Source organism: Pseudomonas sp. C8002 (genome assembly GCF_013385765.1).
Lineage (GTDB): Bacteria > Pseudomonadota > Gammaproteobacteria > Pseudomonadales > Pseudomonadaceae > Aquipseudomonas.
Map to the genome: position 1 here is coordinate 51,027 of NZ_JACAPJ010000019.1, position 25,572 is coordinate 76,598.

At 61.8% G+C, this 25,572-nt stretch carries 21 protein-coding genes; 8 read left to right on the top strand and 13 right to left on the bottom strand.

All coding sequences use genetic code 11. The annotated features are described in order from the left end of the window. Nucleotides 1-29: 29 nt before the first annotated feature. The 5 genes from ercA (at nucleotide 30) to HX814_RS23255 (ending at nucleotide 7,558) form a co-directional block, all read left to right on the top strand. On the top strand, nucleotides 30-1,193 hold the full coding sequence (gene ercA / locus HX814_RS23235; protein ID WP_003207798.1) for an alcohol dehydrogenase-like regulatory protein ErcA: 1,164 nt from the start codon (nucleotides 30-32) through the stop codon (nucleotides 1,191-1,193). Then, nucleotides 1,177-2,547 carry a hybrid sensor histidine kinase/response regulator gene (locus tag HX814_RS23240; protein WP_177009564.1) on the top strand — a complete coding sequence of 457 codons (1,371 nt, stop codon included), beginning with the start codon at nucleotides 1,177-1,179 and terminating at the stop codon, nucleotides 2,545-2,547. Before ercA ends, HX814_RS23240 begins: the two co-directional genes overlap by 17 nt. A gap of 79 nt (nucleotides 2,548-2,626) precedes the next feature. Next, nucleotides 2,627-4,105 carry a DASS family sodium-coupled anion symporter gene (locus HX814_RS23245; RefSeq protein WP_134327016.1) on the top strand — a complete coding sequence of 493 codons (1,479 nt, stop codon included), beginning with the start codon at nucleotides 2,627-2,629 and terminating at the stop codon, nucleotides 4,103-4,105. Nucleotides 4,106-4,757: 652 nt separating this feature from the next. Continuing rightward, nucleotides 4,758-6,416 (top strand): MFS transporter, encoded by a 1,659-nt coding sequence (locus HX814_RS23250; RefSeq protein ID WP_003207803.1) that lies wholly within the window; start codon nucleotides 4,758-4,760, stop codon nucleotides 6,414-6,416. Then, nucleotides 6,413-7,558, top strand: a complete 1,146-nt coding sequence (locus tag HX814_RS23255; protein ID WP_003207807.1) for an HlyD family secretion protein — start codon at nucleotides 6,413-6,415, stop codon at nucleotides 7,556-7,558. Before HX814_RS23250 ends, HX814_RS23255 begins: the two co-directional genes overlap by 4 nt. A 123-nt stretch (nucleotides 7,559-7,681) precedes the next feature. On the opposite strand, the gene HX814_RS23260 is transcribed toward HX814_RS23255, so the two are convergent. The 10 genes from HX814_RS23260 to HX814_RS23305 all read right to left on the bottom strand — a co-directional run bounded on the left by HX814_RS23260 (nucleotide 7,682) and on the right by HX814_RS23305 (nucleotide 16,815). Then, nucleotides 7,682-8,542, bottom strand: a complete 861-nt coding sequence (locus HX814_RS23260; protein ID WP_134327686.1) for an aldose 1-epimerase — start codon at nucleotides 8,540-8,542, stop codon at nucleotides 7,682-7,684. Between the two features lie 195 nt (nucleotides 8,543-8,737). Beyond that, nucleotides 8,738-10,018 (bottom strand): TRAP transporter large permease, encoded by a 1,281-nt coding sequence (locus HX814_RS23265; protein WP_003207810.1) that lies wholly within the window; start codon nucleotides 10,016-10,018, stop codon nucleotides 8,738-8,740. Next, a complete protein-coding gene (locus tag HX814_RS23270; protein WP_003207813.1) occupies nucleotides 10,019-10,546 on the bottom strand; it encodes a TRAP transporter small permease in 528 nt (175 codons plus the stop codon). It lies immediately after the preceding gene. Between the two features lie 67 nt (nucleotides 10,547-10,613). Beyond that, nucleotides 10,614-11,585, bottom strand: coding sequence for a TRAP transporter substrate-binding protein (locus tag HX814_RS23275; protein WP_003207815.1), 972 nt, complete (start codon nucleotides 11,583-11,585; stop codon nucleotides 10,614-10,616). Between the two features lie 51 nt (nucleotides 11,586-11,636). After that, nucleotides 11,637-12,512, bottom strand: coding sequence for an SMP-30/gluconolactonase/LRE family protein (locus HX814_RS23280; protein ID WP_003207816.1), 876 nt, complete (start codon nucleotides 12,510-12,512; stop codon nucleotides 11,637-11,639). A 30-nt stretch (nucleotides 12,513-12,542) separates the two neighbouring features. Beyond that, a complete protein-coding gene (locus tag HX814_RS23285; protein WP_177009562.1) occupies nucleotides 12,543-13,364 on the bottom strand; it encodes an NAD(P)-dependent oxidoreductase in 822 nt (273 codons plus the stop codon). 340 nt (nucleotides 13,365-13,704) lie between these two features. Beyond that, nucleotides 13,705-14,973, bottom strand: a complete 1,269-nt coding sequence (locus HX814_RS23290; RefSeq protein ID WP_177009561.1) for an OprD family porin — start codon at nucleotides 14,971-14,973, stop codon at nucleotides 13,705-13,707. 148 nt (nucleotides 14,974-15,121) lie between these two features. After that, nucleotides 15,122-15,979, bottom strand: a complete 858-nt coding sequence (gene copD, locus HX814_RS23295) for a copper homeostasis membrane protein CopD (protein ID WP_177009560.1) — start codon at nucleotides 15,977-15,979, stop codon at nucleotides 15,122-15,124. A 3-nt stretch (nucleotides 15,980-15,982) separates the two neighbouring features. After that, nucleotides 15,983-16,348, bottom strand: a complete 366-nt coding sequence (gene copC / locus HX814_RS23300) for a copper homeostasis periplasmic binding protein CopC (RefSeq protein WP_177009559.1) — start codon at nucleotides 16,346-16,348, stop codon at nucleotides 15,983-15,985. A 23-nt stretch (nucleotides 16,349-16,371) separates the two neighbouring features. After that, the gene (locus tag HX814_RS23305) at nucleotides 16,372-16,815 is read right to left on the bottom strand and encodes a GNAT family N-acetyltransferase (protein ID WP_087694483.1); all 444 of its coding nucleotides are present in this window, start codon (nucleotides 16,813-16,815) and stop codon (nucleotides 16,372-16,374) included. A gap of 144 nt (nucleotides 16,816-16,959) precedes the next feature. On the opposite strand from HX814_RS23305, the gene HX814_RS23310 reads away from it, so the two are divergent. Further along, nucleotides 16,960-17,580, top strand: a complete 621-nt coding sequence (locus HX814_RS23310; protein WP_003207828.1) for a TetR/AcrR family transcriptional regulator — start codon at nucleotides 16,960-16,962, stop codon at nucleotides 17,578-17,580. A 119-nt stretch (nucleotides 17,581-17,699) separates the two neighbouring features. Here the strand turns inward: HX814_RS23310 and preA are convergent, their stop codons facing one another. From preA to hydA, 3 genes are all read right to left on the bottom strand, one after another. Then, nucleotides 17,700-18,974: an NAD-dependent dihydropyrimidine dehydrogenase subunit PreA gene (gene preA, locus HX814_RS23315; protein ID WP_003207829.1), complete on the bottom strand. Its 1,275-nt coding sequence runs from the start codon at nucleotides 18,972-18,974 to the stop codon at nucleotides 17,700-17,702. Continuing rightward, nucleotides 18,974-20,341: an NAD(P)-dependent oxidoreductase gene (locus HX814_RS23320; RefSeq protein ID WP_177009558.1), complete on the bottom strand. Its 1,368-nt coding sequence runs from the start codon at nucleotides 20,339-20,341 to the stop codon at nucleotides 18,974-18,976. Before HX814_RS23320 ends, preA begins: the two co-directional genes overlap by 1 nt. A gap of 163 nt (nucleotides 20,342-20,504) precedes the next feature. Further along, nucleotides 20,505-21,944 (bottom strand): dihydropyrimidinase, encoded by a 1,440-nt coding sequence (hydA, locus tag HX814_RS23325; RefSeq protein WP_177009557.1) that lies wholly within the window; start codon nucleotides 21,942-21,944, stop codon nucleotides 20,505-20,507. 601 nt (nucleotides 21,945-22,545) lie between these two features. Between hydA and HX814_RS23330 the strand changes: the two genes are divergently transcribed. Beyond that, nucleotides 22,546-24,033 carry an NCS1 family nucleobase:cation symporter-1 gene (locus HX814_RS23330; RefSeq protein ID WP_003207834.1) on the top strand — a complete coding sequence of 496 codons (1,488 nt, stop codon included), beginning with the start codon at nucleotides 22,546-22,548 and terminating at the stop codon, nucleotides 24,031-24,033. A gap of 179 nt (nucleotides 24,034-24,212) precedes the next feature. Further along, nucleotides 24,213-25,496 carry a Zn-dependent hydrolase gene (locus HX814_RS23335; protein ID WP_087693198.1) on the top strand — a complete coding sequence of 428 codons (1,284 nt, stop codon included), beginning with the start codon at nucleotides 24,213-24,215 and terminating at the stop codon, nucleotides 25,494-25,496. The last annotated feature ends 76 nt before the right edge of the window (nucleotides 25,497-25,572 follow it).

Below are 25,572 nucleotides of genomic sequence, written 5' to 3' on the forward strand. Positions count from 1 at the left end.
CTTCCAGAATAATAAAAACAGGCTTACCAATGAGCCCGAACCTGAGTCTCCTGCGTAAATTCGTTTCCCCTGAAATCATCTTTGGCGCCGGCTGCCGGCACAACGTAGGCAACTACGCCAAGACCTTTGGCGCGCGCAAGGTGTTGGTGGTGAGTGATCCCGGCGTGGTTGCTGTCGGCTGGGTGGCCGATGTCGAGGCCAGCCTGCAAGCCATCGGCATCGACTACTGCCTGTACACCGCCGTTTCGCCCAACCCCCGGGTTGAAGAGGTGATGCTCGGCGCCGAGGTCTACCGTGAAAACCATTGCGACGTGATCGTCGCCGTCGGTGGCGGCAGCCCGATGGACTGCGGCAAGGCCATCGGCATCGTGGTCGCCCATGGCTGCAGCATCCTCGACTTCGAAGGCGTCGACACCATCCGCGTGCCGAGCCCGCCGCTGATCCTGATCCCGACCACCGCGGGCTCCTCGGCGGATGTCTCGCAGTTCGTGATCATTTCCAACCAGCAGGAGCGCATGAAGTTCTCCATCGTCAGCAAGGCGGTGGTGCCCGATGTTTCACTGATCGACCCGGAAACCACGGCGAGCATGGACCCGTTTCTCTCGGCCTGTACCGGCATCGACGCGCTGGTGCATGCCATCGAGGCCTTCGTGTCCACCGGCCACGGCCCGCTGACCGATCCCCACGCGCTGGAAGCCATGCGCCTGATCAATGGCAACCTGGTGCAGATGATCGCCAACCCCGGCGACATCGCCCTGCGGGAGAAAATCATGCTGGGCAGCATGCAGGCCGGGCTGGCGTTTTCCAACGCGATCCTCGGCGCGGTGCATGCCATGTCCCACAGCCTTGGCGGCTTTCTCGACCTGCCCCATGGCCTGTGCAACGCGGTGCTGGTGGAACATGTGGTGGCGTTCAACTACAGCGCGGCACCGGAGCGTTTCAAGGTGATTGCCGAGACCTTCGGCATTGATTGCCGGGGCCTCAACCACCGGCAAATCTGCGGCCGGCTGGTGGACCATTTGATCGCGTTGAAGCATGCGATCGGCTTCCATGAAACCCTCGGCCTGCATGGGATTCGAGTGGCGGACATTCCCTTTCTGTCGCAGCACGCCATGCACGACCCGTGCATCCTTACCAACCCGCGTGAATCCAGCCAGCGTGACGTCGAGGTCGTCTATGGCGAAGCTCTCTGACGATCAGCAACGGGCACTCGCGGGGCTCCTGGGGCTGGGCAACCACTCGGCGCGCAAGAGTCATTACCCCGAACTGACCGCGCGCCTCGACGAGCTGGAAGCCGAGCGCAATCGCTACATCCGCCTCAACGACGAATTGGAACAGCGGGTCGCGGCGCGTACCGACGAGTTGCTGGAAGCCAACCGCAACCTGCAACAGCAAATCGCCCAGCGCGAGAAGATCGAGCAGGACTTGCGCGATGCTCGGGATGCCGCCCAGGCCGCCAACCGCAGCAAGGACAAATACCTTGCCGCCGCCAGTCATGACCTGCTGCAACCCCTCAACGCCGCACGCTTGCTGATTTCCACCCTGCGCGAGCGCAACTTGCCCAGCGTCGAACACGTGTTGGTGGAGCGCACCCATCAGGCCCTGGAAGGCGCCGAGGATTTGCTCACCGACTTGCTGGACATTTCCCGACTCGATCAAGCGGCGGTCAAGCCGGACATCGCCCTGTACCGTCTCGACGAACTGTTCGCACCGCTGGTCTCGGAATTCCAGTCGGTGGCCGCGGCGTCCGGGCTGAACCTGCGGGCGCGTACAGGCCATTACGCAATCAACACCGACCTGCGGCTGGTGACGCGGATCCTGCGCAATTTCCTCAGCAACGCCTGCCGCTACACGAGCGCGGGCTCCATCCTGCTGGGCGCCCGCCGCCGGGGTGAGCGGTTGCGCCTGGAGGTGTGGGACACCGGGCGCGGAATTGCGGCGGACCGCCTGGACGCCATCTTCCTGGAGTTCAATCAACTGGACGTGGGCCGCGCCGCCGACCGCAAGGGCGTGGGACTGGGGTTGGCGATTGTCGAGCGTATCGCCGAGGTCCTCGGTTATCCGGTGGCGGTGCGTTCGTGGCCGGGGCGCGGTTCGATGTTCAGCATCGAAGTCCCCATCAGCGAGGACATGCCGCTGCCCATCAGTGTGGTGGCCGCGCAACCGAGCACCGGCAACCCGTTGCCGGGGAGGCGGCTGCTGGTGCTGGACAACGAAGTCGGCATCCTCGACAGCATGAGCGCGCTGCTTGGGCAGTGGGGCTGCGGAGTGGTCACTGCGACCGATCAGGCCGGCGCACTGGTTGCGTTGCAGGGCCGGGCACCGGAGCTGATTCTCGCGGACTATCACCTGGACCATGGCGTGGTGGGCTGTGAGGTCGTGCACCAGTTGCGCGAGCATTTTGGCTGCAGGATTCCGGCAGTGATTATCACCGCCGACCGCACCGACCAATGCCGCCGTGCATTGCAGCGCCTGGACGTGCCATTGCTGAACAAGCCGGTCAAGCCCGGCAAGTTGCGGGCGGTGTTGACCCAGTTATTGGCCTAGCCACTTGATACCCGTCAACACCGGGCGTGACGCTTTGCCTCATGCTGTGGGCCAGATTTCACGGCCGACGGAGAACCCCATGAGTGCCCCCGCAACAACAGCTGCTTCATTCAAGTTGCCCCTGGGCCTGGTGGTCGGCGTACTGGTGATGGTCGGCGTGCTGCTGTTGCCGCTGCCGGCCGACTTGCCGGTGGCCGGGCACCGGATGCTGGCGATCCTCGCGTTTGCGGTGGTGGTATGGATCACCGAAGCGGTCTCCTACGAGGCCAGCGCGATCATGATCACCTCGTTGATGGCGTTTTTGCTCGGCACTGCGCCGTCGCTGCAAGACCCGACGCACCTGATCGGTTCCAGCCCGGCGATCAGCATGGCGTTGACGGGGTTTTCCAACCCGGCGCTGGCGCTGGTGGCCGGCGCGTTGTTTATCGCCGCAGCCATGACCCATACCGGGCTGGACCGGCGCATCGCGTTGGTCACCCTGACCCGCGTGGGTACCAGCACCCGGGGCATTCTCGTCGGGGCAGTCGCCGTGACCATCCTCTTGAGCCTGGTGGTGCCCAGCGCCACGGCCCGCAGTGCGTGTGTGGTGCCGATCATGATGGGGGTGATTGCCGCGTTTGGCGTGGACAAGCGTTCGAATATTGCGGCCGGGATCATGATCGTCGTGGCCCAGGGTACGAGCATCTGGAACGTCGGTATCCAGACGGCGGCGGCGCAGAACCTGCTGACGGTTGGCTTCATGGACAAGATGCTGGGGCAGCGGGTGTCGTGGATCGACTGGTTGATCGCCGGGGCGCCGTGGGCGCTGATCATGTCGGCGGTGTTGTTGTTTTTGGTGTTGAAGCTGTTGCCGCCGGAGAGTGACAGCATTCCCGGAGGCAAGGAGGCGGTGGCGCAATCGCTGGTGGACATCGGGCCGATGACGGGGCCGCAGAAGCGCTTGCTGACGGTGTCGGTGTTGCTGTTGTTGGCCTGGGCCACGGAAGGGCGGTTGCACAGCTTTGATACGACCTCGACGACGTATGCCGGGCTGGTGTTCTTGCTGATGCCGGGGATCGGGGTGATGACCTGGAAGGATGTGCAGTCGCGGATTCCGTGGGGCACGGTGATTGTGTTTGGGGTTGGCATCAGCCTGGGGACGGCGTTGCTGACCACCCAGGCGGGGCAGTGGCTGGGATCGCAGGTGGTGGCGCATACCGGGTTGGACCAGGTGGGGCCGCTGGGGGTGTTTGCGATTCTGGGGGCGTTTTTGATCGTGATTCATTTGGGGTTTGCCAGTGCCACGGCGTTGACCTCGGCGTTGTTGCCGATTTTGATTGCGGTGTTGCAGACGTTGCCCGGGGAGTTCAGTCGGCTGGGGATGACGATGCTCCTGGGGTTTGTAATGAGCTACGGGTTTATCCTGCCCATCAATGCGCCGCAGAATATGGTGTGTTTGGGGACCGGCACGTTTACCGCGCGGCAGTTTGCCAAGGTGGGGATTCTGGTGACGTTGATTGGGTATGGGTTGATGTTGGTGTTTGCGGCTACGTATTGGAGTTGGTTGGGGTGGATTTGAGGTGGGGGGCATATCCGTTATTTCGGTAACGGCCGCTTATCGTTCCGCTCTTACAGCGGCCCGCTTCGCACTGCCTGCGTTCGGCCTCGGGCTCATTGGGGCAGTCAGATCAAGGTCAAAAGCAAAAGCACAGCGGCCTACCGGCCGGCTTGAGTGTTAAAAGCAAAAGCAAGAACCAGAGCGAAAACAGATCTGCTTTTCTGTGGGAGCGGGCTTGCTCGCGAAAAACCTGAGAGCGCCGCGTTCATTCAGGATGCCCGCGTCATCGTTAACGACCTTCGCGAGCAAGCCCGCTCCCACATTTGACCGTGCCCGCTTTAGCTGTTGACACTCAAGCCGGCCGGGAGGCCGCTGTGCTTTTGATCTTGATCTTGATCTTAGGCGCCCCGTTAAACCACGCTGGCCGGAGTGCGGGCATACCGAGCATTAGCGAGGTGCCGAGTGGTGGGGCAAGAGCGTTTTGCTTACTTTTGCGCTGTTAAGAAGTGAGCCGCTGTAAGAGCGGAACCATAAGCAGCCGTTACCGCAGCAACGGATATGCACCCCAACCGCCCAAATCCCTCCCAAGATGGCAAGTTGAACTCCACTCAGGTTTACTACTCCCTGAGTAACCGTTCCACCGGCCCCAAACGCCGGTCATCAAGGCCACCGAATGGACAAATACACCCCCCACACCTGGCAGCCCCACGAGCGCCCGAGCCTGCCGGGCTCGCCGTCGACGCCGCTGCATTCCACCCGCAAGCGCTGGGCCTACGCCCTCGTTGGCGTACTGGTGGCAATCACCGGTGGCCTCGGCAACTCGCTGGTGATCGCCAACCTTGTGTACCTCCAGGGCGCCCTGGGGGCCACGACGGCCGAGATGGCCTGGCTCCCCGCCGCCTACGTCATGACCAACGTCTCCATGAACCTGCTGCTGGTAAAATTCCGTCAGCAATTCGGCCTGCGTGCGTTCACCGAAGTGTTCCTGGTGCTCTACGCCCTGGTCACCTTCGGCCACCTGTTCGTCAACGACCTCAGCTCGGCCATCGCCGTACGCGCGGCCCACGGCATGGTCGGCGCCGCCCTCAGTTCCCTGGGCCTTTACTACATGATCCAGGCCTTTCCCGCAAAGTGGCGGATGAAAGCCCTGGTGCTCGGCCTGGGCACCGCGCAATTGGCGTTGCCCCTGGCCCGACTGTTCTCCGAAGACCTGCTGCAAATCGCCGAATGGCGCGGCCTGTACCTGTTCGAACTGGGCATGGCGCTGACCTGCCTGGGCTGTGTGTTCCTGCTCAAGCTGCCACCGGGCGACCGCTTCAAGACCTTCGAAAAACTCGACTTCCTGACCTTCGCCATCCTCGCCACCGGCGTCGCCTTGCTCTGCGCGGTGCTGTCCCTGGGCCGTATCGACTGGTGGCTGGAAGCGCCGTGGATCGGTATCGCCTCGGCCTGCTCGCTGGTGCTGATCATGGCCGGCCTGGCCATCGAACATAACCGCTCCAACCCGTTGCTGATGACCCGTTGGCTGGGCAGCGGGGCGATGATTCGCCTGGCGTTGGCGGTGGTGCTGATTCGCATGGTGCTCTCGGAGCAGTCCACCGGCGCCGTGGGCTTCATGCAGATGCTGAACATGAGCAACGAGCAGATGCGCACGCTGTATTGGGTGATGCTGGCGGGGGCGATTGCCGGCCTGGCCGTGAGCGCGCTGACCATCAACCCCGCGCATTTGCTGATGCCGCTGATCATCTCCCTGGCCTTCATGGCAGTGGGCTCGGTGATGGACAGTTTCTCCAGCAACCTCACGCGCCCGCAAAACATGTACATCAGCCAGTTCCTGCTAGGCTTTGGCGGCACGTTCTTCCTCGGGCCGACCATGGTCCTGGGCACGAAGAACGTACTGACCAACCCCAGGAACCTGGTGAGTTTCTCGGTGCTGTTCGGGATCTGCCAGAACCTCGGCGGCCTGATTGGTGCGGCATTGCTCGGTACGTTCCAGATCGTGCGGGAGAAATTCCATTCCAGCATGATCGTCGAACACCTGACCCTGCTCGACCCGCGTGTGGCCGCACGGGTGGCCAGCGGCGGCTCGGCCTATGGCGGGGTGATCGCCGACCCCGAGCTGCGCAACCTCATGGGCATTCGCAGCCTGGCCACGGCCGCCACCCGCGAGGCGAATGTGATGGCCTACAACGATGTGTTCATGCTGATCGCGATCATCGCCATACTCACCATGATCTGGATCTTTATCCGCAGCCTCTGGCTGATGAGTACCACTAAAGCTGCCGCCAGTGCAGCGCCTCCCGTTCAACCCAGCGGCGCACTTTCTTCATGACCGAACCGACCACGACCACCACCAACGCCATCGCTTCCACGCCGGAAGGCACCGCGCCGCCGAGCATGCCGGCCACCGAACCGCGCTCCTTGCGGGTGCGCATCATCTCTTCCATGGGCTTTGCCGCGATTGCGATTATCGGCGTGCTGATCGTGCTCTACGCCTGGCAGTTGCCGCCCTTCAGCAGCGCCGTGGAAACCACCGAAAACGCCCTGGTGCGCGGCCAGGTGACGATCATCGGGCCGCAGCTCAGCGGTTACGTGTATGAAGTGCCGGTGACGGACTTCCAGTACGTCAAGGCCGGGGATTTGCTGGTGCGCCTCGATGACCGTATCTACAAGCAGCGCCTTGATCAGGCCCAGGCGCAACTGGCGGTGCAGCAGGCGTCCCTGGCCAATGTGGTGCAGCAACGCAACAGCGCCGAGGCGACCATCAAGCTGCGTCAGGCGGCCTTGATGGACAGCCAGGCCCAGGCCCGCAAAAGCACCGCGGATTTGCGCCGCAATGAGGAGTTGATCAGCGATGGGTCGGTGTCCAAACGCGAGCTGGACGTGACCCGCGCCGCCAATGCGCAAACCATTGCGGCCGTGGCCCAGGCCCAGGCCAACCTGGAAATCGCCCGGCAGGATTTGCAGACAGTGATCGTCAATCGCGGTTCGCTGGAGGCGGCGGTGGCCAGTGCCGATGCGGCAGTGGAGCTGGCGCGTATCGACCTGTCGAACACCCGGATCATCGCCCCGCGTGACGGGCAACTGGGCCAGATTGGCGTGCGCCTCGGGGCCTACGTCAACAGCGGCGCGCAGTTGATGGCGCTGGTGCCGAACCAGCTGTGGGTGATCGCCAACATGAAAGAAACCCAGATGGACAACGTGCAGGTTGGCCAGCCGGTGACCTTTACCGTGGATGCCCTGGACCACCGCAAGTTTCACGGCACGGTGCAGCGCATTTCCCCGGCGACCGGGTCGGAGTTCAGCCTGTTGCAGGCGGACAATGCTACCGGCAACTTCGTGAAGATCGCCCAGCGGGTGCCGGTGCGGATTACCGTGGATCCGGGGCAGGAGCAGAGTGAACGGCTGCGACCGGGATTGTCGGTGGTGGTGAGTATCGACACGGCGGGGCGCCTGAAAAACACCCCTCCCTAAGACACAATGGAGATCAAAAATGTGGGAGCGGGCTTGCTCGCGAATGCGGAGTGTCAGTCGCAGATGTGTTGACTGATCCACCGCATTCGCGAGCAAGCCCGCTCCCACATGGGTTTTGTGTTGTTAGAGGGTTTTGTATTGCAGGCTGAAACTGAGTTCTGCCGACTGGCCTTGTTCCAACAGCTTCAATCCCGGCCTACCCGGCAGGTGATGGGCATTCACCGGATGACTCACCGGCTCGAAGCAGAAAAAATCCAGCCCCGGCGGGCAATACAGCAGGTAATAGTCGCTGCCGGTGGCCTGGCATTCCAGGGTGTAACCCAGGTCTGGCTGCTGGATGACGCAGCGCCCGTCCCACTGGCAAAAACCGTTGTCCACCAGTGTCTCGGGCAACGATTCTGGGTGTTGAAAATCCCACTCGGCGGGTACGGCAGCCAGCCCTGTCGGCAATTTCGCCGCATCACTCATCCATACCTGCGAAGCCTTTGCCTGCAATTGCGTGCCCGGCCTGCGGGGCAGATACGGATGCAATCCCAGCCCGTGCCACGTCGCCGTTTCCGCCAGGTGCGTGACGCGCAAGGTGATGCTCAACTTGCCGCCCTTCAACTGAACCCGCTGCTCGGCGCGATACGCAAAGGGTGTGCTGCTGTCCAGTTGCAACACCACTTCGTCTGACGTCTGGCTGACCACCTGCCACACCTGTTGCCAGGCACTGCCATGAATTGGCAGCGGGTCCAGCGGGCTGTTGGGCTCAAGTCCCAACCACCCTGATGGGTTATCAAAGCCACCTTCGGCAACCCGGTTCGACCAGGGCGCCAGCGGGAAGCACGCAAGCTTCCCCGGCAGGCCGCTGGCCAGCGACTGTTGATCGGTGTGGCGTAGCAACGGCTGGCCGCTGCTGCGTACTGTCCAGTTGACGATACTCCCGCCCAACGCTGGCGCCAGCGTCAGGTGGGTCAGGTTGTCTTCGAGTTCAAGCATCATGAGTGTCAGCAGACCTATTGAATGATGAATGCTTGTGTGGCGAGGGAGCTTGCTCCCGATGGGCTGCGGAGCGGCCCCAAAAAAAGCGGGAGCGCTTCGCACTCCAGCGGGAGCAAGCTCCCTCGCCACAGAAAGCTCCCTTGCCACAGCAGCTCCCTCTCCACAATAGCTCCCTCGCTACACGCAGTGTGGGGCTTATAACACCAGCCCGGGCAACCACAACGACAACGCCGGAATGTAGGTCACGGCCATCAGCACCAAAAACAGCACGCCATAAAACGGCAGCAACGCCTTCACGGTCTTCTCGATGCTGACTTTGCCCACCGCCGCCCCCACAAACAACACCGCACCCACCGGCGGGGTGATCAGGCCGATCCCCAGGTTCACCAGCATGATCATGCCGAAGTGCACCGGGTCGACGCCAATCCCCAGGATCACCGGCAGCAAAATCGGCGTGAGGATCAAAATCAGCGGCGCCATGTCCATCACCGTGCCCAGCAACAGCAGCATGGCGTTGATGCACATCAGGATCACGTAGCGGTTGTCCGACAGGGTCAGGAACATCGTGGTGATCTTCGCCGGGATCTGCATCAGGGTCATGATGTAGCCGAAGCTGGCGGCGAACGCGATCAGGATCATCACGATGGAGATCGTGCGCACCGTGCGGTGCATCAGCTTGGGCAGCTCGCTCCATTTGTAGTCGCGGTAGATGAACATGGTCACGAAGAACGCCCACAACACCGCAATCGCCGCCGACTCGGTGGCGGTGAAGATGCCCGACAGAATCCCGCCAAGAATGATCACCATGGCCATCAGGCCCCACAGTGCATCGGCGCAGATTTTCAGTGCCTGTTTCAGGGGGATCACTTCGCCTTTGGGGTAGTTGCGCTTTTTCGCGAAGATCAGGCACAGCACCATCAGGCAGGCGCTCATCAGCAGGCCCGGGACCACGCCGGCCATGAACAGCGAGGCGATGGACACGGTGCCGCCCGCCGCCAGGGAGTAGAGCACCGAGTTGTGGCTGGGAGGCGTCAGCAAGGCTTGTACCGAGCCGCTCACGGTGACGGCGGTGGCGAATTCACGGGGATAGCCCTGGCGTTCCATTTCCGGAATCAGCACCGAACCGACAGACGCCGTATCGGCCACCGACGAGCCGGAGATCGCGCCAAAAAACGTCGAGGCCATGATGTTCACCAGGGACAGGCCGCCGCGCACAAAGCCCACCAACACCCCGGCAAACGCCACCAGCCGGCGCGACATGCCGCCCTCGGCCATGATCGCCCCGGCCAGCACGAAGAACGGAATCGCCATCAGCGAAAACTTGTTCACCCCGCCGGCCACCTGAATCATCAGGGCCTGGAACGGAATGTCGATCCACCACGCGCCGATCAGCGCAGAAAGCCCCAGGGCGTAGGCCACCGGCATGCCAATCAGGATCAGGGCGATAAAGCTGCCCAACAGAATCAATGCGTCCATTCAGGCAGCCCCTTCACTTTCTTCAACCAGGTCGAAGCGCACGACCCGGCGGTTGCTCTGGTCACCCAGCAGGAGTTTTTCCAGCACAAAAACCAGGGTCAGCAAGCCACCGATCGGGATCGGCATATAGGTGATGCCCACCCGCAAGGTCGGCATGGCGCTCATGAACTGGTTCCAGGTCGACAGGCACAATTTGCTGCCCCAGATCGTCATGAACAGGCAGATGGTTGCCATCAGCAATTGCGAGACGATGCCGACGATTCGGCGTTGGCCGGGCGGCAGGCGGTCGGTGACCATGGCCACCGACATGTGCGCCCCGGCGCGGTAACTGGCGGCGGCGCCGACAAAGGTGAACACCAGCATCAGCAGGATGGCGGTGGGTTCCGGCCAACTGGAGCCGGTGCCGAGTACGTAGCGGGCGAAGATGCCCCAGGGAATGATCAGCGCGACGCCGAGAACGGCGAGGCCGGCGATCCAGATGCAGCTCATGTAAATGCGGTCGTTGATGCGCAGCAGTAAATTCTTCATGGCGTTCACCGTAACCGGGCGCGTCGGTACCGACCGCGCCGGGCCTTGTCTATGAGAGGAAAAAGGGTTACTCGACGGCTTCGATGCGCTTGATCAGGTCGGCGTAGGGCGCGCCGTACTTGTCGCGGATCGAAGCGGTGGCCTCATAGAACGGTTTTTTGTCGATGTCGATGAACTCCACACCGGCGGCCTTGAGCTTGGCTTCACTGCTGGCAGACTTGGCGTCCCACAGCTCGCGCTCCTGGATCTGCGCGGCCTTGGCGGTGTTCTTCACCAGCACCTGTTGCTCGGGGGTGAGCTTGTTCCAGGTGATTTTCGACATCACGATGGGCTCGGGCAGAATCAGGTGGCCGGTCAGGCTGTAGAACTTGGCGTTCTGGTAGTGGTTGTGTTCCAGCAGGGTGGGCGGGTTGTTTTCCGCGCCGTCAATCACGCCGGTCTGCAGGGCGCTGAAGATCTCGCCGGTGTCCATGGCAATGCCGTTGCCGCCCATGGCGTTGATGGTTTCGATGAAGATCGGGTTGCCCTGCACGCGGATCTTCATGCCCTTGAGGTCTTCGATCTTGCGCACCGGTTTCTTGGTGTAGAGGTTGCGCGTGCCGCCGTCCATCCAGGCCAGCGCCACCAGGTTGAATTCGGAGTCGGTGATCTTGGCGAGGATTTCATCGCCGATCTCGCCGTCGATGACCTTGCGCATATGCACCTGGTCGCGGAACACGAACGGCATGTTGAACACGTTCACGTCCGGCACTACCGGGCCGACGATGCCGAGGCTGACCCGGGCCATCTGGATCGCGCCGACCTGGGCCTGTTCCACCACTTCCTTTTCCGAGCCCAGCACGCCGCCGGGGAACATCTTGAAGGTCAGGCCGCCGTTGCTTTCGGCCACCAGGGTTTTACCCAGCTGTTCTTCGGCGACGACGGTGGGGTAGCCGGCGGGGTGGATGTCGGCGAATTTGATTTCCAGCGCGTGGGCGGCACCGGCGAAGACGAAGGTGAAGGGGAGTGCGGCGAGGAGCAAAGTGCGTTTGAAGTCCATGGGGTGTCTCTCCAGTCTTGTTATTGTTTTATTCAAGGCACAGCGATGCAGCTAGAGGATGAAGGTGGGCTCCGGCAATCCGGTGACCCCGGGGTTGAGGGCAAACACGCCGCCGGCCAGCGACTGGGCACTGTGGTCGTCGCGGATCGAGGTGACGAACAGGGTGTCCAGGCGGCTGCCACCGAAGGCGCACATGGTGGGTTTTTTCACCGGCACGGCCAGTGAGCGGTCGAGACGGCCGTCGGGGGTAAAGCGGTGGACCAGCCCGGCATCGTTGGCGCAGATCCAGTAGCAACCTTCGGCATCCACGGCGGCTCCGTCGGGGCGGCCGAGGAACTGGTGCATATCCACAAACAGCCGCCGATTGGACGGCGTGCCGCTGTCGATGTCGTAGTCGAAGGCCCAGACCTGCTGGACCAACGGGTGCGAATCCGAGAGGTACATCGTGCGCCCGTCCGGGCTGAAGGCCAGGCCGTTGGGGGTGATGAAACCGTTGAGTGCGGTGTGAACCGCCCGGCCTGTTTCGTAGCGGTACAGTGCACCGTCGGCCGCATTCTCGGCCATGTTCAGCACCATGCTGCCGGCCCAGAACCGGCCCTGGCGATCACAGCGGCCATCGTTCAGGCGCATGTCCGGGCGGGCGTGCTCGACGCTGGCCAGGGGCGCAGTGTCGAGCCTGCCATCGTTGTGGGGCGTCAGCCGGAAAAACCCGGTTTGCATGCCCGCAACCCAATCGCCCGCCGAGGTGCGGGCGATGCAGGCGAGCATCTGCGGAGCTTTCCAGGCCTGCGCCTGGCCGCTGGTGGCGTTCCAGCGTTGCAGTTCGCCTGTGGGAATATCCACCCAGTACAGGGCGTTTTCCCCGGGTACCCACACCGGGCATTCACCCACGGCGTTGCGGGCGTCGACAATCAGTTCTGCTTGCATGGCCACTCATTCCCTTGGGTTGGTCTGTGGTCAGTCACCGAACGGGCCGGCGGCGCAAAACGCGCCCCCCTGGTACACCCGCGCCGGGTCGTCGGCAGCGGGCATCGGCTGGGCTTCCACCTGTTTGCGGAATACTTCGGAAGAGTCCCGCGGGGTGAAGCCCAGGTGCGCGGCGAAGCGGTTGTCCCACCACACATCGAGGTTATCCGACATGCCGTAGACCACGGTATGCCCGACATTCGGTGTGTACAGCGAGCGTTCGAGCAGTTGGGTGAGGTCGTCGAAGCTCAGCCAGGTGTGCATCATCCGGCGGTTCTGGGGTTCCGGGAACGAAGAGCCGATGCGGATGCTGACGGTCTCGATGCCATAGCGATCGAAGTAGAAACTGGCCATGTCCTCGCCGTAGGATTTGGACAGCCCGTAGTAACTGTCGGGGCGGCGCGGGGAGTGGGCGTCGAGGGCTTCGTCCTGCTTGTAGAAGCCGATCACGTGGTTGGAGCTGGCGAAGATGACGCGCTTGACCCCATGGCGGCGCGCCGCTTCATAGATGTGGAAGATCCCGCAGATGTTCGCGCCCAGCACTTCCTCGAACGAGCGTTCCACCGATACGCCGCCGAAATGCAGGATCGCATCGACGCTTTCCACCAGTTGGTGCACGGCTTGTTTGTCGGAAAGATCGCAAGGCAATACTTCTTCGCTGTCGTCAGCGGCTGGGGCCATGTCGGCGATATCCGACAGGCGCAGTACCTTGGCGTAAGGACGCAGGCGTTCGCGCAAGACTTTGCCCAGGCCACCGGCGGCACCGGTGAGCAGCAAGCGGTTGAACGGGGTAGGGGCGGTTGTGGTGGTCATGGTGATCCCGTTATTGTTGTAGGTTGTCGTATGACTGATCCGAAGTATCCTTAGGGTTTCCTACACTTGTCAACGCACTATTGGTCGAAGTTGATAGAGGCTCATCGCTGTCCTGTGGCGAGGGAGCTTGCTGTGGCAAGAGGGCTTGCTGTGGCGAGGGAGCTTGCTGTGGCGAGGGAGCTTGCTCCCGCTGGAGTGCGAAGCGCTCCCAAGATTTTGGGGCCGCTGCGCAGCCCAGCGGGAGCAAGCTCCCTCGCCACAGCAATCTACCTCCCCACAGCAATCTCTCCCCACAGCAATCTCCCCCGCCACAAAAGCCTTTCCGGTTGTTTGTAAACCGCTATAACAACGACAGCGGGTAACTGATGAATATCCGGTTCTCATCAAACTCGTTGGTACTGAAATCCCGGCGCATCGTTGCGTTGCGCCAGCGCACATTCAGGTCCCGCAGTGGACCGCTTTGTACCGTGTAGGCCAGCTCCGACTCACGGCCCCACTCCTTGCCATTGGTGATCGCCCCGGTGTGCACGTTATCGCCACTGATGTAGCGGTTCATCATGGCCAACCCGGGAATGCCCAGTACCACGAAGTTGAAGTCGTGCCGCACCTGCCAGGACTTTTCCTTGGCGTTGTCGTAGCTGGCGTTGTAGCTGTCGTTGGCCAGGGTGCCGCCGCTGGTGCCGTTGACCCGCATCCAGGCGCTGTCGCCGCTGAGTTTCTGCAGGCCGATATAGAAGCTGTTGCCTTTGTATTTGGCCGAGAGCAGGGCGAACGCGGTTTTGTTGTCGAGGTCGCCGGCCAGGGCCTTGCCGTCTTCCTTGCCGGTGAAGAACCCGAGGTTGGCGCCCAGGGTCCAGTCACCCACGGGCTGGCTGTGGGTCAGGTTGAAATACTGTTGCTGGTAGATGTCACTGAGTTCGGCGTACCACACGCCAACCTGGGTGCGCTTGTCGTTGAAGGTGTATTCGCCGCCGCCGAAGTTGAAGCGGTCCGAGGTGAATGCGGCTTTGCCGTTGAGAAACATGTCATCCATGCTCGCGTCGTTGCGCGGGCTGTTGCCGCGGAACTGGCCGCCATACAAGGTCAGGCCGGCGATTTCCCTGGACGTTACCTGGCCGCCGCGGAACGTTTGCGGCAGTGAGCGGCCGTCATCCGAGCGCAGGATCGGCAGTACCGGCATCCATTCGCCGACTTTCAATTCGGTGTTCGACAGCTTGGTTTTCAGCGCCACGCCCAGGCGCCCGAAGTTATCGGCAGGGCGGCCATCGCTGCGGGTCGGCAGCAGTTGGGTGCCGGCGGTACCTTTGCCGCCGTCGAGTTTCTGCGAGTACAGGCCCAGCACGTCGAGGCCGAAACCGACGGTGCCTTGGGTGAAGCCGGACCTGGCATCGAGAATGAAGTTTTGCGTCCACTCCTCGGCCTTGCCCTGGGGGTAGGCGGGGTTGGTGAAGTTGCGGTTGAAGTAGGCGTTGCGCAGGTTGAGCGTGGCGGTGGCGTCATCGATGAAGCCTTCTGCCGAGGCGGTGGCGGGGAGGGTAAAGGCCAGGCTGCTCAAACCGATGGCGGCAAAACGGGTGGTGCCGGAGAACTGGCGGACGTGTTGGCTCACAGTGACGCTCCCTTGTCTTTTTGTTGTTTTTATTTTTTGTTATACGTTGTCGTACAACATTGAGGGCGATATTTGCGAGGTTTCAGGGGGTTGTCAATCGAAAGTTATACGATGACTCCCTGCGTGAAGGGAGTCAGTGGGGAAGGAGTTATCCCGCTGCAACCATGGGTGGCAAGGTGCCAAGCAGCGAAACGGCGGCTACCGCTGAAACACCTAGTAACCATTCAATCATCACGCTGGCCTTCAAGGCAGGCAGCCGCTGCTCACAGTTGTGAATCCGCAGGCGGTTCAGCAGCGCCAGGGCGAGCATGCCGAACACCAGCAGCACCTTGATCAACAGGATCAGGGCGAACCCTGTGAACAAGGGCGTCGGCCAGAACTGCCCGGTGAGCACCCGCACGTTGATCAATCCGGTCACCAGCAGCCCTGTCACCAGGCCATAACCGATGCCACTGAAGCGCTTGAGGATCGGTTCCAACGGATAGCGGGGCGACTGCCTGAGGATCAACACCAGCAGGAGCAGGCCGCCCAGCCAGGCACCGACACACACCAGGTGCACCACCTGATTGAGGATCAGCAGCTGTCCGGCCATGCCATTGAGCATGGCGCCATGGCCCACCGGTGCCAGTGTCGCCAGCAGCAATGCACAGAGCGGCAGGCGCAACGCCTTCCACGGCGTCATCAGGCCCAGCACCAGCAGCACGTTCAGTAGCAAGTGCCAGGTCCAGACCTGGCCGAAAAAGGTTTTGCCCAGCACCAACTGCACGGTCGACCATTCCAGCGCGCCCAGCCCGACACCGGCCATGCTCGCGCTGATCAACAGCAGCCACGCCACCCCCGACACCAATGCCAGCCACGCCAACCCTTGGGTGATGCGCGACAGTTGGCGGTCCAGCACCGGTTGCGGTCCCGCGCCCAGCAGCCAGGGCCTGAATACACAGGCCCCGAACATCAACAACACCACGATGAAATGCAGGAAGCGGCACAGCACCAGCAGGGAGGCCATGAATTATTGGCCGACCTTGAAGCTGTATTCACCGTTGCTCTTGTGGGTATCCACCGAGACCGCGTTCCACACCACTTTGTAGGTGCCGGCGGCCAAGGGTGCGGCCGGTGTCACCACCAATACTTTCTTGTCGGCGTCCGGGGTTTCCAGGCCCTTGATCGCGACTTCGGTGCCGTCCTTGCTCAGGGATACCTTGGTGAAGGTCGCTTCAACGCCTTCGCTGAACGTCAGGCGCAGGTCCTTGGGCGCGGAGACGCTGCTGTCGGCGGCAGGCTCCGAGCTTTTCAGGTGGGCGTGGGCAAACGCGGCCGAGGCGCCCAGCAGGGAAGCGAGCAGGGCGACGGTGGTGAGGGTCTTCTTGATCAACATTGTTCAATACCTTCAGGTGAGAGTCAGTCGTTCGGTAGTGCCATGTGCAACAAGGGGAAGGGCTTGCCTTCGCCATCGACGGGCGAGCGGCCGGTCTGGATAAAACCATAGTGCAGGTAGAAACCCACGGCCTGTGGATTCTGCTCGTTCACGTCGACCCGCAGGGTGTCGTGGCGGGCGCGGACGAAGTCCAGCAACTGGCGACCGATGCCCTGGCCGCGTCGGTTCGGGTCGATAAACAGCATCTCGACATTATTGCCGCCGGTGCCGACGAAGCCGCCAATGCCTTGGGCATCTTCGTACACCCACACTTCAAGTGCGGGCATCGGCAGGTAGCAGTCGCGTACCAGGGGCAGCAGGCGCTGGATGTCGTCTTCGCTGAGAAAGTCATGGGTGGCGCGCACCGAGCGTTCCCACAGTGCACCCAGCACCGGGTCGTCACACGCGCTTCGCTGTCGAATAGTCATGGGGGATGATCCTTCGAGGGGATGGCGATGCTAACCAATCCGCTATCGACGGGGAAGGTTCTTGTACGAAGTTTCACAGTGGCGTGTCGCCGCGATCTAGAGCGGATGGTAGTCTTGAAGCCATGTTGTTGTCAGGGAGCCCTTATGGGCAATCACAAGATCGGTATTCGTCGGGTCAACGTCGAAAAGATTCTGCTGGCGGCTGAAAAGGTCTTCGCCGAGAAGGGCTATGGCAGCACCGCCATGGCCGACATCGCTGAAGAAGTGCAACTGCCGCGCTCCAACCTGCATTACTACTTCAGTACCAAGAGCGAGCTGTACAGCGCGGTGTTGTTCGACCTGCTCGAGGTGTGGAAGCAGGACGCCTTGTGCTTCGAGATGTTCGACGACCCGCGGGTGGTGCTCAGTAGCTACATCCGCGCCAAGATGCAACATTCCCGCAGCCGGCCTTATGGTTCGAAAGTCTGGGCGAATGAAATCATCCACGGCGCGCCAACCCTGGGGGAGGCGCTGGATGTGAGCCTGTATGACTGGGCCAAGATGAAGGAAGCGAAGATTCGCCAGTGGGTGGAGGACAAGCGGATTTTGCCGGTGGAGCCGTCGAGCCTGCTGTATATGATCTGGGCGTCGACCCAGCACTATGCCGACTTTGATCATCAGGTGAAGATCCTGAATGACCATCAGCCGTTGTCGGACATGCAGTTTGAGCGGGCGGTGCAGACGGTGACGAGTGTGATCCTGCGGGGGATCGGGTTGGAGCCCTAGATCGTTCCCACGCTCCGCGTGGGAGTGCCGCCCTGGACGCTCTGCGTCCGCTCTTAAGGTCGTGACGCGGAGCGTCAACGGATGCATTCCCACGCGGAGCGTGGGAACGATCATTCAGGCTACACCGCCTCGCGGTAGGGGTTCCTCGGATCCTGCGTCCAGTTCAAAAACGGCTTCCCGGTATCCACCGGCACCATCTCGATACAGTCCGCCACCGGGCAGGTGATCTGGCACAGGTTGCACCCCACGCACTCATCATCGATCACCTCGTATTTATGTGTCCCATCCGCCTGCTTCAAGCTGGCAATCGCCTGGTGCGACGTGTCTTCACAGGCAATATGGCAACGCCCACAGCCAATACATGCCGCCTGGTCAATCTTGGCGATCACCTGGTAATTGATATCCAGGTACTTCCAATCCGTCGTATTGCCCACCGCCCGCCCGGAAAATTCCTGCAGGCTGCTGTAACCCTGGCTGTCCATCCACCGCGACAGCCCGTCCTTCATTTCTTCGACAATCCGAAACCCATGCAGCATCGCCGCCGTGCACACCTGCACCGCGCCGCAGCCCAGCGCGACGAATTCCGCTGCATCGCGCCAGTTGCCAATCCCGCCAATCCCGCAGATCGGCAAGCCTTGTGTCTGTGGGTCCCGGGCAATCTCCGCCACCATGTTCAGCGCGATGGGTTTCACCGCCGAGCCGCAGTAACCCCCGTGGGTGCTTTGGGTGCCGACCATCGGCAGGGCGACCATGCGCTCCAGGTCGACACTGGTGATGGAGTTGATGGTGTTGATCAGCGACACCGCATCCGCGCCCCCGCGATACGCTGCCCGCGCCGCCACGCGTATGTCGGTGATGTTCGGCGTGAGCTTGACGATCACCGGCAGCGAGCAATAGGTCTTGCACCAGCGCGTCACCTGTTCCACATACTCCGGCACCTGGCCCACCGCCGCGCCCATGCCGCGTTCCGGCATGCCGTGGGGGCAGCCGAAGTTCAGCTCGATGCCGTCGCAGCCTGTGGCTTCCACCAGCGGCAGGATGTGTTTCCAGGATTCTTCAACACACGGCACCATCAGCGACACGATCAGTGCGCGGTCGGGCCAGTCTTTTTTCACCTGGGTGATTTCCCGCAGGTTGATCTCCAGGGACCTATCGGTAATCAGCTCGATATTGTTGATGCCGAGCACTTCACGGTTGGCGCCAAAGTGCGCCGAGTAGCGCGATGAGACGTTGACCGCGGCCGGGTCTTCGCCGAGGGTTTTCCAGACCACGCCGCCCCAGCCTGCTTCAAAGGCGCGGACCACGTTGTAGGCCTTGTCGGTAGGCGGCGCGGAGGCCAGCCAGAACGGATTGGGGGCTTTGATGCCGGCGAATACAATCGAGAGATCGGCCATTACGCAGCCTCCACATTCAGCATGAGTTGAGCGTGCATGGCTTGCGCGGCCAGCTTGCCGTGTTGCACGGCCTGGACGGTGAGGTCCTGGCCGAGGCTGACGCAATCGCCGCCGGCGTACACACCGGGGATGCTGGTGCGCAGCTGTTCGTTGACGAAGATCCGATCGCCCTGGCGTTGCAGTTGGTGGGCCAGCGGGTCGTGCAGCGCCTCGTCGTCGAAGCCTTGGCCGATGGCCTTGAAGATCGCGTCGGCGGCCAGTTCGAAGGTCTCGCCGGTGGCTTGCAGGCGGCCATCGACCATGCGGGTGCGGGCGAAACGCATGCCGCGCACATGGCCCTGGTCGTCGAGCAACACTTCTTCGGGCTGGGCCCAGGTCAGCAGGCGTACCTGGTTGGCCTTGGCGATGTCCTGCTCATGGCCGGTGGCGCCCATTTCAGCCAGGCCACGGCGATACACCAGGTTGACGTCACGGGCACCGAGGCGGGCCATTTGCACCGCCATGTCGATGGCCGTGTTGCCGGCGCCGAGCACGATACAACGGTCGGCCAGGGGCAGTTGACTGAGGTCGTCGGCCTGGCGCAGTTCACGGATGTAGTCGGTGGCGGCGAGCAGGCCGGGGGCGTCTTCGTGTGGCAGGCCGAGCTGTTTGCTGGCAGCCAGGCCAAGGCCGAGGAACACTGCATCGAACTGCTGGTGCAGTTCGCTCAAGGTCAGGTTGTCGCCCAGACGCTGGCCGTGACGGATCTCGATGCCGCCAATTTGCAGGAGGAAATCCAGTTCCTTTTGCGCGAAGTCATCCACCAGCTTGTACTTGGCGATCCCGTATTCATTCAGGCCGCCGGCTTTTTCCCGGGCTTCGAAAATCACCACGTCATGGCCGTGCAGGGCGCTGCGATGGGCGCAGGACAAACCCGCAGGCCCGGCGCCGACCACCGCGATGCGCTTGCCGGTGGGCGCGGCGCGCTGGAACGGGTGTTCGCTGAAGTGCGCGTTGTCCACCGCGTAACGCTGCAACAGGCCGATCAGCACCGGGGCGCATTCCTCGGCATTGTTGCGCACGCAGGCTTGCTGGCAGAGGATTTCCGTCGGGCAGACCCGGGCGCAACTGCCGCCGAGGATATTCGCCGAGAGAATCTTCTGCGCGGCGCCCTGGACGTTCTCCGTGTGGATATTGCGGATGAACGACGGGATATCGATCTCGCTGGGGCACGCGTTGACGCACGGTGCGTCGTAGCAGTAGAGGCAGCGCGAGGCTTCCAGTTGGGCTTGCCGGGCATTGAGCGGCGGCGCCAGGTCGGTGAAATGCGCGGCGAGGGTCGCCGCATCTTCATGGGGGTGGGGAAGATGGTTCAGGGTCTGGATCACGGTATTGGCCTCACGGTTTTTGAGGTGCTGCCTCTGGTGGGCAGTGGTTTTTTTGTTGCCGGTACCGGCCTCTTCGCGAGCAAGCCCGCTCCCACATTCGACTGCATTTATCCTGTTGGAATGGGGGCGAATGTGGGAGCGGGCTTGCTCGCGAATGGCGGCCTCAGCGTTTCACAGCAACCGGCCTGGAACGCTCCGCCCGCTTGCCCAACTGCTCAAACACCGGCGGATACGTCGGCCGTTCGATATACCGACCCGCACCCCGTTCGGCGCGCAAATCCCCATCCGCCCAGACCAGCTTGCCCTGGCTGATGGTATGGCTCGGCACGCCGCGCACGGTCTTGCCTTCGAAGATGTTGAAGTCGACTTTCTGGTGGTGAGTCTTCGCGGAAATGGTCCGTGTGCCTTGCGGGTCCCACAGCACCAGGTCAGCATCGGCCCCCACGCGGATCGCACCTTTACGCGGGTACAGGTTGAAGATCTTCGCCGTGTTGGTAGACGTCAGCGCGACGAATTCCTGCATCGACAAGCGCCCAGTGTTCACGCCCTCATCCCACAACACCGCCATGCGGTCTTCGATACCGGCAGTGCCATTGGGAATCTTGCTGAAGTCATCCCGCCCGGCGGCTTTTTGCTCGGCGCAGAAGCAGCAATGGTCGGTGGCGGTGGTGTGCAGGTTGCCCGATTGCAGGCCATGCCACAGTGCCTCCTGATGCCCGCGCGGGCGGAAGGGCGGGCTCATCACATAGCCGGCGGCGGTCTGCCAGTCGGGGTGTTGATACACGCTGTCGTCCAGCAGCAGATGCCCGGCCAATACTTCGCCGTACACCGGCTGGCCCTTGCTGCGGGCGTAGGTGATTTCATCCAGCGCTTCCTTGGTGGACACGTGCACCAGGTACAGCGGCGTGCCGATGGTTTCGGCAATCCTGATCGCCCGGCTGGCGGCTTCACCTTCCACCTGCGAAGGCCGCGACAACGGATGCGCTTCAGGCCCGGTAATGCCCTGGGCCATCAGCTTGCGTTGCAGGTGATACACCAGCTCGCCGTTTTCGGCATGCGCCGTCGGTACCGCACCCAGTTCCAGGCAGCGTTCGAAGCTCGCCACCAAGGTGTCGTCGGCGGCCATGATCGCGTTCTTGTACGCCATGAAATGCTTGAAGCTGTTGATGCCGTGTTGGCTCACCAGCTCGGCCATTTCCTCGCGGACCTGCTCGCTCCACCAGGTAATGGCGACGTGAAAGCCGTAGTCGGACGCCGACTTCTCGGCCCAGCCGCGCCACTGATGGAAGGCTTCCAACAGGGATTGCTGCGGGTTGGGAATCACGAAGTCGATGATCGACGTGGTACCGCCCGCCAACCCGGCGGCCGTGCCACTGAAAAAATCTTCACTGGCCACGGTGCCCATGAAGGGCAACTGCATATGGGTGTGGGGGTCGATGCCGCCGGGCATCAGGTATTGACCGCTGCCGTCGAGTATCTCGGTGCCGGCGGGAATATCCAGATCAGTGCCAATGGCGCGGATTAGACCGTCTGCGCATAAAACATCGGCTCGGTAACTTTCATCATGGGTAATAACGGTAGCGCCACGGATCAACAGCGACATGTCGAGTTCCTCACAGGCTTGACCGGCTTGTGCCAGTTCTAAGTGTTGTCATGCATCGCGCCGCTGGAAAATTAATTCCTGTCAGCGGTGACAGGAATAGAAACTAGCCCGAGTTTTTCGAATGAGCAAGAATATTTTTTATAAGCTTATATCTTTATTAAGTAATTGAATTTTAACGATAAAAAATCAAAATCACCAAAATGTAGCGGCCTCTCACCATTTTGACGCACTTGACAGGTTCCCAATATGAGCAACATTTCCTATTGCAAATCAGACGCTTGAGACATGCCTCTTGACGGGGCCGGTAAATAAAAATAATTGTGTTGCACCAGATTGAGTCCTGATGGTTCGGACAACTTCTGCGTTATTTGGCCTGAGTAACGCTGAAAGTAACGAGGGGCTCTTCGGTCGAGACAATAAAGCTGATAAACATCAGCAAGTTATACAAGCGGTGCGGGCAGGTTGACGGTTTACGGCACGGTTATTGAGTGCGGTGGCGGTTGGCCGGGTCCCGGATGTCATGTTGTCAACGAGGTACTCCGGCCATCCCGTGCACGTCACGGGATGAGCAAAAATAATTCGAAAAAACCGTGGAGCGGCCATGCAACAGAACAGATCGCAAGTCATTGAGCGCAACGGCCTGTACGAACTCGACGCCGGCCCCGACGTCCTCGACAGCCCCCGCTACAACCACGACATGGCACCGACCAAGGTGCGCGAACGCACCTGGAACAAGTGGCATATCACCGCGCTGTGGATCGGCATGTCGGTGTGTGTGCCGACCTACACCCTGGGCGGCGTGCTCACCGCGTACTTCGGGTTGTCGGTGGGCGAGGCGCTGATGGCGATCCTGCTGGCCAATATCGTGGTGCTGATCCCGCTGACCCTCAACGCCTTCCCCGGTACCAAGTACGGCATCCCGTTTCCGGTGTTGCTGCGCTCGTCCTTCGGCGTGCTCGGCTCCAACGTGCCGTGCCTGATCCGCGCGTTGGTGGCGTGTGGCTGGTTCGGTATCCAGACGATGTTTGGCGGCCTGGCGATCCACCTGTTCCTGGGGTCGATTTTCGAGGGTTGGAAATCCCTTGGCGGCACCGGTGAAGTGATCGGCTTCATGATCTTCTGGACCCTGAACCTGTGGGTGGTATTGCGTGGCGCCGAGTCGATCAAATGGCTGGAAACCCTGTCGGCACCGCTGCTGGTGGCGGTGGGTATCGGGCTGCTGGTGTGGGCGCTGCCGAATGTGTCGCTGACCGAGCTGATGGCGATCCCGCCCAAACGTCCCGAAGGCGCCAGCCTCACCGGCTACTTCATGGCGGGCCTGACGGCGATGGTGGGTTTCTGGGCCACCTTGTCGTTGAACATTCCCGACTTCAGCCGCTACGCCAAAAGCCAGAAAGACCAGATCCTCGGGCAGATTTTCGGCCTGCCGCTGACCATGTTCCTGTTCGCCGCCCTCGGCGTAATCATGACCGCCGCCTCGGTGAAACTGGTGGGCGTCAGCGTCTCCGACCCGGTCACCCTGATCGGCCATATCCAGAGCCCGGTGTGGGTGGCCGTGGCGATGGCGCTGATCATCATCGCCACCTTGTCCACCAACACCGCGGCGAACATCGTCTCGCCCACCAACGACTTCCAGAACATCGCCCCCAAGCTGATCAACCGCACCACGGCGGTGGTGCTCACCGGCCTGGTGGGCCTGGCGTTGATGGCCCATGAGCTGCTGAAAAAGCTCGGGCTGATCATCTCCGACGTGAGCCTGGAAACCGTCTATTCCAACTGGTTGCTGGGTTACTCAAGCCTCTTGGGGCCGATCGCCGGGATCATGGTGGTGGACTATTTCATCATCAAGAAACAGCAACTGGACCTCGCCGGTTTGTATCGCGATGACGTGTACCCGGCGTGGAACTGGCATGGCTTCCTGGCGTTTGGCGTGCCGGTGGTGTTGACGTTGCTGTCCCTGGGCAGCGATGCGTTCAGCTGGTTCTACAGCTATGGCTGGTTCACCGGCTCGGCGCTCGGTGGCCTGTTGTATTACGCCCTCTGCATGAAACGCGGGGCTCGTGTGGTCGCCGTGAAAACACCGCTTTAATCGATGTGGAATGCAATCAAATGTGGGAGCGGGCTTGCTCGCGAATACGGTGTGCCAGTCGCCAGATGTGTTAGCTGAATCACCGCCTTCGCGAGCAAGCCCGCTCCCACATTTTTGATCGCAGTCCTCCAGTGAGAGTCTGGTCAAATTTATAAGAACTACTGCCTGAGGAGATCCCCATGAACGCTGCCATAGACGTTCTGCAATCCACCCATCAGCACATCAACCGCGATCGTCTGTGGCTGTCCCTGATGGAACTCGCCAAGCTCGGCGCCACCCCCAAGGGCGGTGTGTGCCGCCTGGCCCTGACCGACCTCGATCGCCAGGCCCGCGACCTGTTTGTGAAGTGGTGCGAAGAAGCGGGCTGTACCGTGACCATCGATGGCGTCGGCAATATCTTTGCCCGCCGGCCGGGGCGCAATCCCCAGTTGCCGCCGGTGATGACCGGCAGCCATATCGACACCCAGCCCACCGGCGGCAAGTTTGATGGCTGTTTTGGCGTGCTGGCGGGCGTTGAGGTATTGCGCACCCTCAATGACCTGAAGGTGGAAACCGAAGCGCCGCTGGAAGTGGTGGTGTGGACCAACGAAGAAGGCTCGCGCTTTCCTCCCTGCATGATGGGCTCCGGGGTGTTTGCCGAGAAATTCACCCTGGCCGACACGCTGGCCAAGACGGATGCCGACGGCGTGACCGTGGGCGATGCGCTGAATGCCATTGGGTATGCCGGATCACGCCCGGTGAGCGGGCACAAGGTGGGCGCATATTTCGAAGCACATATCGAGCAAGGTCCGATTCTTGAGGATGAAAAGAAAACCATCGGTGTGGTGCTGGGCGCCCTTGGCCAGAAATGGTTCGACCTGAAACTGCGGGGTGTCGAGGCGCATGCGGGGCCGACCCCGATGCACCTGCGCAAGGATGCCCTGGTCGGTGCCGCGGCCGTGGTGGCTGCAGTAAACGCGGCGGCGTTGGGTCATCAGCCTCACGCCTGCGGCACCGTCGGTTGCCTGCAAGCGTATCCGGGCTCACGCAACGTCATTCCTGGCGAAGTGCGCATGACCCTGGACTTCCGCCATCTGGAACCGGCGCGGCTGGATTCGATGATTGCCCAGGTGCGCAAGGTGATTGACGAAACCTGCGCCAAGCACGGCCTCACGTTCGAGATGACACCCACCGCTGACTTCCCGCCGCTGTACTTCGACAAAGGCTGCGTGGATGCCGTGCGTGATGCGGCCAATGGGTTGGGGTTGTCCAACATGGATATCGTGAGCGGGGCAGGGCATGACGCGATTTTCGTCGCGGAACTGGGGCCCGCGGGGATGATCTTTGTGCCGTGTGAAGGTGGCATCAGCCATAACGAAATCGAGAACGCGGCGCCGGATGATTTGGCGGCGGGGTGTGCGGTGTTGCTGAGGGCGATGGTGGCAGCTTCGGTGGCAATCGCCAGCGGTAAGTTGGCTGCCTGAGTACGTCCAGTCACTGCGATAAAATGTGGGAGCGGGCTTGCTCGCGAAGGCGGTGTGTCAGCCAGCATATCCGGTG